The 14,238-nt window shown below is 61.1% G+C and carries 12 protein-coding genes; 6 read left to right on the top strand and 6 right to left on the bottom strand.

The features are described 5' to 3' along the window. Positions 1 to 28: 28 nt before the first annotated feature. Positions 29 to 487, bottom strand: a complete 459-nt coding sequence (locus tag QD336_RS18580) for an Lrp/AsnC family transcriptional regulator (RefSeq protein ID WP_269342905.1) — start codon at positions 485 to 487, stop codon at positions 29 to 31. A gap of 127 nt (positions 488 to 614) precedes the next feature. Here QD336_RS18580 and alr point away from each other — a divergent pair, with 127 nt between their 5' ends. Both alr and QD336_RS18570 read left to right on the top strand, forming a co-directional pair. After that, entirely contained in the window at positions 615 to 1,781 is a 1,167-nt protein-coding gene (alr, locus tag QD336_RS18575; protein ID WP_499171690.1) for an alanine racemase, read from the top strand. A gap of 7 nt (positions 1,782 to 1,788) precedes the next feature. After that, positions 1,789 to 3,054, top strand: coding sequence for a D-amino acid dehydrogenase (locus QD336_RS18570; protein ID WP_499171689.1), 1,266 nt, complete (start codon positions 1,789 to 1,791; stop codon positions 3,052 to 3,054). 39 nt (positions 3,055 to 3,093) lie between these two features. On the opposite strand, the gene QD336_RS18565 is transcribed toward QD336_RS18570, so the two are convergent. Continuing rightward, entirely contained in the window at positions 3,094 to 3,804 is a 711-nt protein-coding gene (locus QD336_RS18565) for a GntR family transcriptional regulator (protein ID WP_269342901.1), read from the bottom strand. Between the two features lie 178 nt (positions 3,805 to 3,982). Here QD336_RS18565 and QD336_RS18560 point away from each other — a divergent pair, with 178 nt between their 5' ends. Further along, positions 3,983 to 4,486: a BA14K family protein gene (locus tag QD336_RS18560; protein ID WP_499171688.1), complete on the top strand. Its 504-nt coding sequence runs from the start codon at positions 3,983 to 3,985 to the stop codon at positions 4,484 to 4,486. A 165-nt stretch (positions 4,487 to 4,651) separates the two neighbouring features. Here QD336_RS18560 and QD336_RS18555 read toward each other — a convergent pair whose 3' ends face one another. Together QD336_RS18555 and QD336_RS18550 are read right to left on the bottom strand one after the other, a co-directional pair. Next, the gene (locus QD336_RS18555) at positions 4,652 to 6,016 is read right to left on the bottom strand and encodes a sigma-54-dependent transcriptional regulator (protein WP_499171687.1); all 1,365 of its coding nucleotides are present in this window, start codon (positions 6,014 to 6,016) and stop codon (positions 4,652 to 4,654) included. Continuing rightward, positions 6,013 to 7,863 (bottom strand): sensor histidine kinase, encoded by a 1,851-nt coding sequence (locus QD336_RS18550; protein ID WP_499171686.1) that lies wholly within the window; start codon positions 7,861 to 7,863, stop codon positions 6,013 to 6,015. The genes QD336_RS18555 and QD336_RS18550 overlap by 4 nt, the downstream gene beginning before the upstream one ends. 236 nt (positions 7,864 to 8,099) lie before the next feature. Here QD336_RS18550 and QD336_RS18545 point away from each other — a divergent pair, with 236 nt between their 5' ends. Beyond that, complete coding sequence (locus QD336_RS18545) at positions 8,100 to 9,446, top strand: dicarboxylate/amino acid:cation symporter (RefSeq protein ID WP_499171685.1); 1,347 nt, start codon at positions 8,100 to 8,102, stop codon at positions 9,444 to 9,446. 176 nt (positions 9,447 to 9,622) lie between these two features. After that, a complete protein-coding gene (locus QD336_RS18540; protein WP_499171684.1) occupies positions 9,623 to 10,060 on the top strand; it encodes an EamA family transporter in 438 nt (145 codons plus the stop codon). Positions 10,061 to 10,186: 126 nt separating this feature from the next. Here the strand turns inward: QD336_RS18540 and QD336_RS18535 are convergent, their stop codons facing one another. Together QD336_RS18535 and QD336_RS18530 are read right to left on the bottom strand one after the other, a co-directional pair. After that, positions 10,187 to 11,539 (bottom strand): aspartate aminotransferase family protein, encoded by a 1,353-nt coding sequence (locus QD336_RS18535; protein WP_499171683.1) that lies wholly within the window; start codon positions 11,537 to 11,539, stop codon positions 10,187 to 10,189. Positions 11,540 to 11,575: 36 nt separating this feature from the next. Beyond that, a complete protein-coding gene (locus tag QD336_RS18530) occupies positions 11,576 to 12,310 on the bottom strand; it encodes an SDR family NAD(P)-dependent oxidoreductase (RefSeq protein ID WP_499171682.1) in 735 nt (244 codons plus the stop codon). Positions 12,311 to 12,543: 233 nt separating this feature from the next. Here QD336_RS18530 and QD336_RS18525 point away from each other — a divergent pair, with 233 nt between their 5' ends. Further along, on the top strand, positions 12,544 to 14,190 hold the full coding sequence (locus tag QD336_RS18525) for a GNAT family N-acetyltransferase (RefSeq protein WP_499171681.1): 1,647 nt from the start codon (positions 12,544 to 12,546) through the stop codon (positions 14,188 to 14,190). The last annotated feature ends 48 nt before the right edge of the window (positions 14,191 to 14,238 follow it).

Genomic DNA, 14,238 nt, shown 5'->3' with positions numbered 1-14,238 from the left:
GGGGGTGGCCGCAGACTCAACGCCCCCCTCACCGCGCCTTCGGCGTCGCCAGCACATTCCGGATCGCAAAACTCGAATGAATGCGCGAAACCCCTGGCAGTTTCGACAATATCTCCTTGTGAATCCGCTCGAAATCCCCCGCACTTTCCGCCTCGCAGCGCAGGAAATAGTCCGAGCCGCCGGTCATCAGATAACATTCGCGGATTTCCGGATAGCGCCGCACCGCATTTTCGAAACGGTTGAGAAAATCCTCCGTCTGCCGGTCGAGCGTGATCTGCACGATGACCGAAATTACCTCGCCGCCGGCAAGGCCGCTGGTCAGCGCGGTATAACCGCGGATAATCCCCTCCCGCTCGAGAATATCGACCCGGCGAAGGCAGGCGGAGGGCGAAAGTCCGACTTCCACTGCCAGTTTTGCATTGCTGATGCGGGCATTGAGCCGAAGCAGGCGGATGATGTGACGGTCGGTCGCATCCAGTGACGACATAGAAGATTCCAATTGATCAACGAAAATTGCGTGATTTCTAATTCTATCGCATTTTCTTCGAACAATCGCCAAGAAATTCGATAATCGTTGCAATACCCTCAGAGGATAAAAATAAGGGTGAACGACCATGGACATGCAGATCAGCCGCCAGCAGGCAGCCGGTGGTGCAAGCGGCCATCTGACCATCGATCTCGGCGCATTGCGCGACAATTATCTGACCCTGACGGCGATGGCGCCAGCCTCGCAGACGGCGGTGGTCGTGAAAGCCGATGCCTATGGCCTCGGTGCGGATATCGTCTCGCAGACCCTGTTCGAGGCGGGTTGCCGCAATTTCTTCGTCGCCCATATCGATGAGGCATTGTCTCTCAGGCTGCGGCTTTCGGCAGAGGCGCGGATTTTCGTTCTCAACGGGCTTCAGCCCGGCAATGAGACCTCCTGCGCCGCCATGGCGGTCACCCCGGTCCTGAATTCGCTGGAGCAGATCGCGCAATGGTCGGCCCGTGCCGGAAAGCTTGGCAAGACGCTCCCCGCCGCCGTGCAGATCGATACCGGCATGTGCCGCCTTGGGCTGTCACCCGAAGAGCTTGAAGTCCTTGCCGCGCAGCCGCAACGGCTCGATGGTATCGACATCGCCTTCGTGATGAGCCACCTCGCCTGCGCCGACGAGCCGGATCATGCCGCCAATGCCGCGCAGCTTTCGGTAATGCATAAAGCAGCCGGGGCCTTCCCGGATGTGCCGGTGTGCTTTTCCAATTCGGGCGGCATTTTTCTCGGCAATGACTATCACAACGCTCTGCTGCGCCCGGGCATCGCGCTTTATGGCGGCGCCCCTTCCGCTGCCCGCCCCAACCCGATGAAACCAGTCGTCCGTCTCGATCTCGCCGTCATCCAGACCCGTACCGTCCCTGCCGGCTCGCTGGTCGGTTACGGCGGCTCTTTCGAAGCGACCAGCCCGACGCGTCTTGCAACCATCGCCGCCGGTTACGCCGATGGCCTGCCACGCTCTCTCAGCAATCGCGGCGCGGCGTGGTATAACTGCGTGCGCCTGCCGATTGCCGGGCGCGTTTCGATGGACAGCATCATTCTCGACATATCCGCCCTGCCCGAGGGAACATTGACCCAGGGCAGCCTCGTGCAGATGATCGGGCCAGACCAGACGCTGGAAGATATTGCCGAGGACGCGGGCACGATCGCCTATGAAATCCTGACCGGCCTCGGTCGCCGTTATCGCCGTAGTTACATTCAGCCGGGCGAAACCCCGGCAACCGCTTCAACATCAGCAAATCACAAGTGAGACGATCATGAACGTCACTATCCTCGGAGCCGGCGTCGTCGGCGTGACATCCGCCTGGTATCTGGCCAAAGCCGGGCACAAGGTGACGGTGATCGACCGCCAGCCGGCCGCAGCCCTCGAAACCAGCTTCGCCAATGCGGGCGAGGTATCCCCCGGTTACTCCTCTCCATGGGCGGCACCCGGCATCCCGGTCAAGGCGATGAAATGGCTGTTCATGAAACACGCGCCCCTCATTATCCGCCCGACGGCGGACCCTGCGGCATGGCGCTGGATGAGCCAGATGCTGCGCAACTGCACCTCGGCACGTTATGCCATCAACAAGAGCCGCATGGTGCGCGTTGCCGAATATAGCCGCGATTGCCTGATGGCGCTGCGCGAAGAGACCGGCATCGAATATGACCAGCGCATGCAGGGCACACTCGAGGTGTTTCGCACCCAGAAGCAGTTCGACGCCATCGGCAAGGATGTGGACGTGCTGACGGCGGGCGGCGTGCCTTTCGAGATTCTCGACCGCGACGGTTGCGCCGCCATCGAGCCGGGCCTTGCGCCCGCCAAGGAGAAGATCGTCGGTGGCCTGCGACTGCCCGGCGACGAGACCGGCGACTGCTTCATGTTCACCACCGAACTTGCCCGCATGGCGGAAGAGGCCGGTGTTACCTTCCTTTACGATACCGGCATCATGCGCCCGATCGTTGAAGGCGGCCGCATCAAGGCCGTGGAAACCACGCGCGGACTGATGGAGGCGGATATCTTCGTGGCGGCGCTTGGCAGCTATTCGCCGCAATTCGTGCGGCAGCTTGGGCTGACCCTGCCGGTCTATCCGGTGAAAGGGTATTCCATCACGGTTCCGGTCGTGAAGGAGGAGCGCGCGCCCGTCTCCACGGTCATGGACGAAACATTCAAGGTGGCGATCACCCGGCTCGGCTCGCGCATTCGCGCGGGCGGCATGGCGGAAATTGCGGGTTTCAGCAAGGATTTGCCGGCCGCGCGCCAGGAAACGCTGGCCCATTCAGTGGAAGACCTGTTCGGCGGTGCGGGCGATCAAAGCCAGGCGAAATTCTGGTGCGGCCTGCGCCCGATGACGCCGGATGGCACGCCGGTGATCGGCGCCACGCGCTACAGCAATCTTTATCTCAACACCGGCCACGGCACGCTCGGCTGGACCATGTCCTGCGGCTCGGCCCGTGTACTCGCCGATCTGATCAGTGGCGAAAAACCGGAGATCGACACGCACGATCTGGCCATCAGCCGTTACGCGGCCCGAAGCGAATAGAAACGCCCACTCCCGCCGGAAAGGCGGGATGGGCGGCGATCAAAGCGCCAGCGCATCCTTCAGCGCCAGCCCTTCCTTCATGCGAAGATCGAGATCGGCTTCGATATGGTCGAGATGCCGCAACATCAGCGCACGGGCTTTTGCGCCGTCCTTCGCCTCCAGCGCATCCAGCAGATCGGCATGATCGTTGTGGCCGCAGCTTGAAACGCCCGAGCGTCCGTAGAGCGCGATGACCAGCGACGAGCGGGCGACCAGCTCGTCCATGAACTTTTCGAGAATGGCATTACCGGCAAGCGAAGCCAGCATCAGGTGAAAATCGCCCGATGCCTTGATTTCCGCGCGCCTGGCGTTCGGGCCGCGCTCGTGTTGATGGCGGCTTTCCTGCACCAGATGTTCCCTCAGCCGCGCCGCCGCCGCAGGTGTGATTTTTTCAATGGCAGCATCCACGACCCCCGGTTCGATCAGCCGGCGCGAAGCGAAAACCTGCCGTGCCTCGTCCGGCGTCGGATTGGAAACGAAAGCACCCCGGTTGCGTTCTGCCTTCACCAGCCCTTCATAGGCCAACATCTGAAGGGCGGCGCGCACCACCGTGCGGCTGACATCGAACAGGGTTCCCACTTCCGATTCGGATAATTTCGTTCCCGGTGCCAGCCGCCGGTCGACAATGGCATCGCGCAGCGTGTCGCGAATGGCCTGGGCGCGGTCTTCATGGGAGGAATCGGGGCTGACGGTTATGTGGGCAAGGCTCATGGGCGTGTCCTGTTTGTTCTTTGTTCTAGCGCGAAGCGCGGTCCGCGCAAACAGGAATTGCGGGCCTGCACCGCTCTGCCACAATTCATTCAGCACCCGTTCAGCAGGCGGGCTGTATTTCCTTAACCATCGAATTTGCAACTGGCAGCGCCCTGCCACCTGTATGGAAGAACACAACATGTCGTCCTTTGCAGCCAAAACCGTTATGGCCATCGCCGTCGCCGCCGCCGCCATCGTTCCTTTCAACAGCGCATCCGCTGGCGACTGGGACCGTCACGACCGTCGCGATGCCGCCATTGTGGGCGGTGTGCTCGGCCTTGCCGCCGGCGTGGCCGTTGGCTCGGCCCTTTCCCGCCCGGCACCGGTGTATGAGGAACGCGTCTATGTCGATCCGGCACCGCGCCGCTACCAGGCCTATGAGCCGGGTTATGTCGATGATGAGCCGGACTACCGTTATTATCGTGCGGCACCACAGCCGGTTTATCGCCCCGCGCCCGTCTATCGCGCGCAGCCGGTCTATGACAGCCGCCCGGTCTATAACCAGCGCCGCACCTATCGCACCATCGAACCCTGGACCAATGCCTGGTACGACTATTGCTCGCAGCGTTACCGGAGCTTCAACTCCCGCACCGGCACCTTTACGGATTATGACGGCCAGCGTCATTTCTGCGTAGCCGGCTGATCGGGTAAAACCGCAGCTTAAGGCTTGTTGCCTTGCGCTCTCCATCATCCTCGGCCTCGTGCCGAGGATTTGGTCACCTATCGTAAATGGGTAGGGAGAGGCCCGGGCATGGCGCAGGAGAGGTTTTCGGATCAAGCCGAAGGCCTCCAATACGTCACGGCCGCCTCACGCCATGCCGTTCTTCACATAATCCGCCCGGTTGATGCCGTGGCGTTGCAGCTTGTCGTAAAAAGTCTTGCGGGCGATACCGAGCGACGCGATGGTCGCGGCCACGTCTCCGTTCGATTGTTCCAATGTTTCGCGAATGATACGCGCTTCGATCTCATCCATGCGCTCCGGCAGGGTGCCGGAAGCAGGCAGCGCGGATTGCAAAGCGGGCGCAGCCGCAGGTTCCGCCTCCAGCCCCAGCACCACCCTTTCGGCGAAATGGCCGAGTTCGCGCACATTGCCCGGCCAGTCATGGTCCTGAAGCCGGCGGGAAATGCCGGCGCTGATCTGCGGCACCGGCATGTTGAAACGGTTGGCCGCCTTGGTGACGAAGTGCGAGAACAGCAGCGGAATATCCGCCTTGCGTTCACGCAGCGGCGGAATGGACAGGGTCACCACGTTCAGCCGATAATAGAGATCCTCGCGGAAGCTGCCGCGCTCGGCTGGATCGCCAAGATCGACCTTGGCCGCCGCCACCACGCGGATATCGACCGGCCGCTCCTCGTTCGACCCGAGCGGTGAAACTTCACGCATTTCCAGTACGCGCAGCATCTTCACCTGCACCGCAAGCGGCATGCTTTCGATCTCATCCAGAAACAGGGTGCCGCCGCTGGAATGTTCGATGCGGCCGACGCGCTTTTTCTGCGCGCCGGTAAAAGCCCCCGGCTCATGGCCAAAAAGCTCGCTCTCGATCACCGTTTCCGGCAAAGCGCCGCAATTCAGCGCCACGAAATTACCCTTCGCGCGTTTCTTGCTCCAGTGATGCAGCGCCGTCGCCACCACTTCCTTGCCGCTGCCGGTTTCCCCCGCCACCAGCACATCCACATCCGTATCGGCAATATGGCGCAGCGTGGTGCGCAAGCGCTCCATGGCCGGCGTCTGGCCGATCAGCGGCAGATCGTCTTCCGCCTGCCCGGCGGCCCGGCGAAGAGCGCGGTTTTCCAGCACGAGACGGCGCTTTTCCAGTGCCCGACGTGCACTTTCCACCATGCGTTCGGCGGGAAAAGGTTTTGCGATGAAATCATAAGCGCCGTTGTGAAGCGCATCGACGGCCATCGGCACATCGCCATGGCCGGTGATGAGGATGACCGGCAGATCGGCATCGATCTTGCGCACATGGTCGAAAAATTCGAGCCCGGTCATGCCGGGCATGCGCACATCGGTGATGACGACGCCGTCGAAATCCTCACTCAAAGCCGCAAGCGCCTGTTCGGCCCTTGAAAAAGAAGTGACCGGCAACCCATCGAGTTCCAGCGTCTGCACCATTGCCTTGCGCAGCTGCGAGTCGTCATCCACCAGGAATATGGTTCCATCCGTCGTCATGTCATGCTCGCTCGCTTCAGATATACGGAAAAAGCCGTGCCGGCCGCGCTGCTTACCACCTCGATACGTCCGCCATAATCGGACGCGATATCGTTGGAGATGACGAGACCAAGGCCGAGGCCACTTTCCTTTGATGTATTGAAGGGTGAAAAAAGCTGGGCGCGGATAGCCTCCGGAATGCCGCTGCCATTGTCGCTGACCGAAATCACGACCATGTCGCCCTCCTCTCGTACACGCACCTCGACACGCGCCGTCTCAATTGTTTCCGTGGCTTCCAGCGCGTTTTGCAGAAGGTTGATGAGGATTTGTTCGAGCCGGATACGGCTGCCGAGCACCTTCAGATCCTGATCCGGCAAGGCGATATCCAGCGCATCCATCTGCCCGGAAAAACGGCTGCGCAACAGCATGACCGCGCCTTCTATGACCAACCTGGCGCTTACAGGTTCGGCGGCGGTGCGGCCCTTGCGCGCGAGTATCTTCAGGTCGGTGGTAATGGTGCCGATACGTTCGGTGAGGGCGGCAATGTCTTGCAAATTCTCGGTGGCTTCGGCCAGACGATCGCGTTTCAGCAAAGTGCGGGCATTGTCGGCGAAAGCGCGGATGGTGGCGACAGGCTGGTTGATTTCATGTGCCACGCCCGCCGCCACCTGCCCAAGAATGGACAGGCGGTTGGCCTGCACCAGCTCGTGCTGCACATTGCGCAACTCGCCGGTGGTCTTTTCATGCAGGGCGATTTCGGCCTGCAGATGATCGCGCGTTTTCGTCAGGTCGCGGGTTCGCTCCTGCACCTTCATTTCCAGTTCCGCACGGGCGCGCTGTTCCTCTTCCTTCTCCCGGAGCGCCTTGTGCCTGCGCCACAGCCAGAGTGCGGAAAGCGCCATCAGCGGCATCAACGTCGCCAGCGCCACCACCCTGCCCTCACGGATTGTGGCATTCAGCGCCGGTGCGACGGGCTGCAGATAATGCAAGGTCCATGACGTCGTCGGCACCGGCATTTCCAGCTGCAGATAATCGCCGCGCTCGCGCCCCGGTCCATCGACATGGATGAGTGGAACGCCATCACCCGACGAACGAGCAGCGCGGAACGGCAGGGTTGCGAGCGTCTCATTGCCGAATTGCAGGCTTTCGGCAATGATCTTCCGCTGTGCCTCGTCGATTGGCGCAACGGTCTTGAAACGCCATTCCGGCACGCTCGTCATCAGCACGACGCCATTCCCGTCGACCACATAGACCGGTTTGCCGCCGATGTTCCAGTCCGTTTCCAGACGGTTGAATTCCACCTTGGCGATGACGACGCCCAGCGGCCGCCCGTCGCTGGCATCGATGCGGCGGGAGATGTAAAGACCCGGCCGGCGGCTGACATTGCCGAGCGCATAATGTTCGGACATGCCCGTCTTCATCGCCGCCTGGAAATATTCGCGGAAGGCATAGTTGGAGCCGACGAAGCTGTCGTCCTGTCGCCAGTTGCTGGAGGCGATGGTCAGGCCGGTCGGCCCGGTGACATAGATCACCGAGGACTGCGTGCCTTCGATCAGGCCTTCCAGCTTGCGGTTCAGCCGGTTGAGGGCGGGCGGACCGCCGCCGTCAAGCGCAGCCGCGAGATCGGGATCGCCGGACAGAACCAGCGGAATGGCGCGCGGCCGCTCTAGCGCGACATTCAGGAGCGCGATCTTCAGTTCGGCATCCGTGGAAGCCTCGGAGGCAGCGGTGCGCATCGCCTGAAGACGGGCGAACTCGTCAGCCACCAGCAGCACGCCCAGGCTGACCAGCAGCCACAGGCCGGCCAGCGCCAGCCATTGCGCCCGCCGTTTCGCCTGGGAATGAGGTGCCCGATCCTGATAGGTCATGGGATAATTGTGCGGATTTACGCACGGATCGCAAGAGATTTTGTCCGGAATTCCGCACAAATGGCCGTGAGCCAGCAAAGCTTCAATAAAAACTACTTTTGAAATCAGCCGGTTACGGCAAATAAGCAAGTCTGGCATGCGTATTGCACATGACTCCGCAATCGGCGCGACGCCGTCAACGACACGGCGATCCCGGGAGGCCAATCAAGGCAGGGTGAGGCCGAGGAGGAAAAAACATGATCGATACGACAACCGTGGCCGCAGGCCACGCCAAGCAGCCATTTTACAAGCACCTGTATTTTCAGGTTCTGGTGGCCATCATCGCCGGTATCGCGCTCGGCCATTTCTATCCGGCCTTCGGCGAACAGCTGAAGCCGCTCGGCGACGGCTTCATCCGCCTCGTCAAGATGATCATCGCTCCCGTCATCTTCCTCACCGTCGCAACCGGCATCGCCGGCATGAACGACATGAAGAAGGTCGGCCGCGTGGCCGGCAAGGCCATGATCTACTTCCTGGTCTTCTCCACCCTTGCACTGATCGTCGGCCTCATCGTCGCCAACACCGTGCAGCCGGGCGCCGGCATGAACATCGATCCGTCCACGCTGGATGCCAAGGCCGTCGCGACCTACGCCGACAAGGCCCATGAGCAGACCATCACTGGCTTCCTGATGAACATCATCCCGACCACCATCGTCGGTGCTTTCGCCAGCGGCGACATTCTGCAGGTGCTGTTCTTCTCCGTACTCTTCGGCATCGCGCTCGGCGTCGTCGGCGAAAAGGGCAAACCTGTCACCGATTTCATGCATGCCCTGATGTATCCGATCTTCAAGCTGGTCGCGATCCTGATGAAGGCCGCCCCCATCGGTGCTTTTGGTGCCATGGCGTTTACCATCGGCAAATACGGCATCTCGTCCGTCACCAACCTCGCGATGCTGATCGGCACCTTCTACATCACGTCCTTCCTGTTCGTGTTCGTGGTTCTCGGCGCCGTCTGCCGTTATAACGGCTTCTCCATCGTGGCGCTGATCCGTTACATCAAGGAAGAACTGCTACTGGTTCTCGGCACCTCGTCTTCCGAAGCCGCCCTGCCCGGCCTGATGAGCAAGATGGAAAAGGCCGGCTGCAAGCGCTCCGTCGTCGGCCTCGTCATTCCCACCGGTTATTCCTTCAACCTTGACGGCACCAACATCTACATGACGCTGGCGGCCCTCTTCATCGCCCAGGCAACCGGTATCCACCTCTCCTTCGGTGAGCAGATCCTGCTGCTACTCGTGGCCATGCTTTCCTCCAAGGGTGCGGCCGGCATCACCGGCGCCGGCTTCATCACACTTGCGGCCACGCTCTCCGTCGTGCCTTCGGTTCCGGTCGCCGGCATGGCGCTCATCCTCGGCATCGACCGCTTCATGTCGGAATGCCGCGCGCTCACCAACTTCGTCGGCAATGCTGTCGCCACCATCGTCGTCGCCCGCTGGGAAGGCGAACTGGATCAGGACCAGCTCGCCCGCGTGCTGAGCGGCCAGGAAGAATTCACCGGCATCGCCGATGTGGATTCCCTGCCGGCATCGGTACAGCCCGCCGAATAATACGACCTCCCAAGGTCCTGCCTGTCCCGGTCCGTCCGGGCGGGCCTCGCATGAAGGCCGGTGTATCCTGTGGATGCACCGGCCTTTCATCGTTCCGACCCTGAACGAAAACGGTTTTATCAGCCTGACGGTGCTATAGAGCCAGACAGGGCGCAATACGATGGACGGAGCAACGCATGAAGAACCTGTTTCTCGCCTGGCAATTCTGGGCGCTGTTATCGGCAGCTTTCGCGGCGCTGACAGCCATTCTCGCCAAGATCGGCATCGAAAACGTCAATTCGGATTTCGCCACCTTCATCCGCACCATCGTCATTCTCGCCGCCGCGGGCCTGATGGTTTATGTCACCGGCAACTGGCAGCAGCCTTCCAGCATTTCCGGGCGAACCTGGTTGTTCCTCGTGCTTTCGGGTCTGGCGACCGGTGCCTCGTGGATATGTTATTTCCGGGCGCTGAAGCTCGGCGATGCCGCCCGCGTTGCCCCCATCGACAAGCTGAGCGTCGTTTTCGTCGCGGTCTTTGCGGTGCTGTTTCTGGGAGAAAGGCTATCACTGCCCAATTGGCTCGGCGTCGTGCTGATCGCCTGCGGCGCGGTGCTTGTGGCCTACCGGGGATAGATCAGACCCGGAGCCTTTGGTGCAACGCATCATCCTCACTCCGTCACCCCGGCTCTAGGCCGGCATGACGGAGGAGAGGTTTCGTCCCCTATCACATGTTCCCGGCTGACGTGCTCCATAGAACCTTTAGCTGCGGGCAGCCGCGGCCTTGTCGAGACCGCGCTTGACGCCTGCAAACAGCTCATCCAGCTGCTCGGCCGTGATGATCAGCGGCGGGCAGAAGCAGATGGATTCACCGATCGGCCGGGTGATAACGCCTTCGCTTTCTATGGCCGCTGCGAGCGCCAGCGTCGTATCGCCCGGTTTCATGCCCTCCCACGGCTTCACTTCGAGCGCACCGATGAGGCCGATGCCGCGTGACGAATGAATGAGCGGATGATCCGCAAGCGCCTTCAGATGATCGAGAAATTTGCCCTCCAGCCGGGCGACATTGCCGACAAGATCACGCTCCTGAATGATCTTGAGGTTTTCGAGGCCTACCGCGGTCGCGACCGGATGGCCGGAGGCGGTGTAACCATGGCCGAAGGAGCCGATACGGTCTGACTCATCGGCGATCGGCTGGTAGAAATTGTCGTTCATGATGATCGCCGAAAGCGGCATGTAGGACGACGAGATCTGCTTGGAAACCACCAGCACATCCGGCTTGATGTCATAGGTCTCGCACGCGAACATACTGCCCGTGCGACCGAAACCGCAGATCACCTCATCCACGACAAGAAGAATGTCGTATTTCTTCAGGATTGCCTGCACGCCTTCCCAATAACCTTCCGGAGGCAACAGGACCCCACCGGCGCCCATAACCGGCTCACCCCAGAAAGCGGCGATGGTCTCGGGGCCTTCGCGCAGGATCAGGTCTTCGAGCTCCTTCAGGATACGTGCGGTGAATTCCGCTTCGCTTTCACCATCCTTACCGAAATGCACATAGGAGGGGCAGGCCGTGTGCAGCATGCGGTCCAGCGGCAGGTCGAAGCTTTCATGGTTGCGCGGCAGGCCGGTGATCGAGGCGGACGCGATCGTCACGCCATGATAGCCCTTGATGCGGCCGATGATCTTCTTCTTGTCCTTCTTGCCCAGCGCGTTCGAGCGATACCAGACCATCTTCGCAACGAGGTCGTTGGCCTCGGAGCCGGAGGAGGTGAAATGCACCTTGGACATCGGTACCGGCGAAAGCTCGATCAACAACTCGGCCAGATCGACGGACGGGCCATGGGTCTTGTAGGAGAAGGTGTGGTAATAGGGCAGCTTCTGCATCTGCTTCGTTGCCGCTTCCACCAGCCGCTTTTCGCCGAAACCGAGCGCCACCGACCACAGCCCCGCCATCGCCTCGATATAGCGCTTGCCGCTGCTGTCGGTGACATAGATGCCGTCGCCGCTTTCGATCACCAGACCGCCGGTCTTCTCGAATTTGCGCAGATTGACATTCGGGTGCATCTGGTAGGCGATATCGCGTGCCTCGACGGAATTCGGCAGGATGGTCATCGATAAGGGCTCCGTTTCGGTTGATGGGCTGAGGCGTCAGACGTGCTGGCCGCCATTGATGTGAATTTCCGCGCCGTTGATGTAGCTCGACTGTTCCGAGCACAGGAAATAAATGGTCTGCGCCACCTCGGCGGTGGTTCCGAGGCGGCCGAGCGGCACCTGCGCATCCACCAGTTCGGCCGTTCCGGGAGACAGGATGGCGGTATTGATCTCACCCGGCGCAATGGCGTTGGCACGCACGCCGCGCGGGCCGAATTCATGCGCCAGTTCCCGCGTCAGCGCCGCAAGCGCCGCCTTGGAAGCGGCATAAGCAACACCGGCGAATGGGTGAACGCGCGACCCGACGATGGAGGTGACGTTGACGACAGAACCCCTGGCGGCCTCCAGTTCCGGCAGCAGCGCACGCGCAAGCAGCGCGGTCGAGATGAGATTGACATTCATCACCCGCATCCAGATATCGGCCGTCGTATCCATCACACCGAGACGGCTTCCGCCTTCGCCCTTGGGCGAAATACCGGCATTGTTGACGAGAGCGGCAAGCTTGCCTTCCGGCAGGCGCGAGCGCACCTCGTCTGCCAGATCATCGATCCGCGACAGATCTTCGAGATCGGCCTGGATATGGCTTTCCCGCGCGGACGGCCAGCGGCACTCCTCCGAAAAAGGTTGCCGGGACACAGTGAGAATCCTCCAGCCCTTTTCCTGAAACAGCTTGACGGTGGCATGCCCTATTCCGCGGCTCGCGCCGGTCAGAAGCATGAAAGGAACAGCCATTCGAGAACTCCCGTGCCATGCGAACCGTTGAGCCGGCCGCGCATTCCGCCCGCATGTTAGAGAGTTACAACCGGCGGACAAGGGCTTTTTTGTCGCGGCGTGGCGGTGGCAAACGTGCGGCGGGCTAATCCTATTTGATGCGAAGCTTTCACCCGAAGGGAATATTTGAAGCCTGCCATTTGCCCATAAAATGAGGCCTCCCGAATGTGTGATCAGTATTGGGAGGGGGACGAATGCGCATCGACATCATCGACACGGATGCCGGCTTCGAGGCGATCCGTGAAAACTGGGACGCGGTGTTCATGGCCGATCCCCACGCCCGGCATTTCCTTTCCTGGGGCTGGCTCAGGGATTATATGCCGCGCCGCAGGCGCTGGTTCATCCTCGCGCTCCGTGAACGCCCGGAAGGCTCACCCTATGTGGCGTTTTTCCCGCTGCGCATCGTCACAGAACCGGACAAGAAAACCGGCTACTTTCACGACAGCATCGTCATGGCCGGCAATGCAGCGGCGGACTACACCGGTTTCATCACCCTGCCGGACTATGAAAATCACGCCGTTGCCGGTTTCTGCTCCTATATACGCCAGCAGAACTGGACCGAGCTGAAGCTCGACTATCTTTCCGGCCCGCCGGAACGGCGCGACGCGATGATCCGCGCCCTTCAGGGTCCGCTCGTCATGTTCCGCGACAACATGCCGACCAATCCTTACAACATCAACAATTGCATCTGCCCGGTAGTGGCCCTGCCGGATACGTTCGACGGTTATCTCGACAGCCATATGAGCAGCCAGACACGGCAGAAGCTCCGGCGCTTCCTGAGAAAGGTGGAGGGCGGCGACGAATATCGCATCACCTTCGCGACAAAGGAAACGATCAAGCGGGACATGGACATCCTGTTCGATTTCTGGCGCATCCGCTGGGCGCCGCACAAGGGCAAGGAGCGCACGGAACTGTTGATCGGCGCGACGCGGCAAATGCTGATGGATGTCTATATTCGTGGTGATCTGGAAGTGCCGGTGCTCTGGTTCGGCGACCAGCCGCTCGGCGCGCTCGCCAACATCATCGACCGACAGAAGAAATCGGTCCTCTTCTACATCACCGGCCGCGACGAGAACTGGAAGACACCTTCCCCCGGTCTCGTGCTGCACGGGCACTGCATCCGCAGGGCGATCGAGCAGGGCTTCAGAACCTATGATTTCCTGCGCGGCAACGAACCCTATAAATATTTCTTCGGCCCAGAGGAGCAGAAGCTGAGCTGCACGCTGTTCCGCACCCGCTCGGGCGACAATCTCGGCGGCCGGCTGCACCCGCGCAGCGTCCGCTTCGTTTACGAACAGGCCCTCAAACTTTATAAGACCGGCAAGAAGGCCGCAGCCCATATTGCCTTCGGGCAGGTGCTGGCCGCAGCGCCCGACCATCTTGGCGCGCAATTCGGCCTCGCCAATCTCTCCTTCGACCGGGGTGAGTTCCGGGAAGCGGAAATCGCCTTCCTCTCCCTTCTGGCCGCCGGGCAGGAACCCGTTGTCCTGTGGCTGCGCATCGGCGAAACGCGAATGGCTCAACAGCATTATCATGAGGCATCCGAGGCCTTCCGCCAGGTAACCAATCGTGCTCCCTTCCATCGTGAAGCGCTTTATAAATGCGCCGTGGCGCTGATTGCCGCCGAAAGAACGGTGGAAGGCGCGGAAATCCTCGACAGGCTGCAGCACTATCATTCGGATGACGCGGCCCATCTGGAATATGCGGAGAAAGCCCGTGCGGCGCTTGCGCGGCTGGAACTGGCAAAGGCCAAGGTTTTGCTGCCGGCCGATGTCGTCACGCTCGCCGTCAAACCGAAAACGACGGCCAAGCGCTGGCACCCGCCAAAGGTTTTGCATTGAAGGCAATGCCCTGTAAGTTGCGGCCGGGAAAACCTCCCGGCCGGCTTG

It is taken from the genome of Rhizobium sp. BR 250 (assembly GCF_047445855.1).
Taxonomy (GTDB): domain Bacteria; phylum Pseudomonadota; class Alphaproteobacteria; order Rhizobiales; family Rhizobiaceae; genus Agrobacterium; species Agrobacterium tumefaciens_I.
The sequence above is the reverse complement of the archived record's forward strand: the minus strand, read 5'-3'. Positions and strand labels throughout refer to the sequence as shown.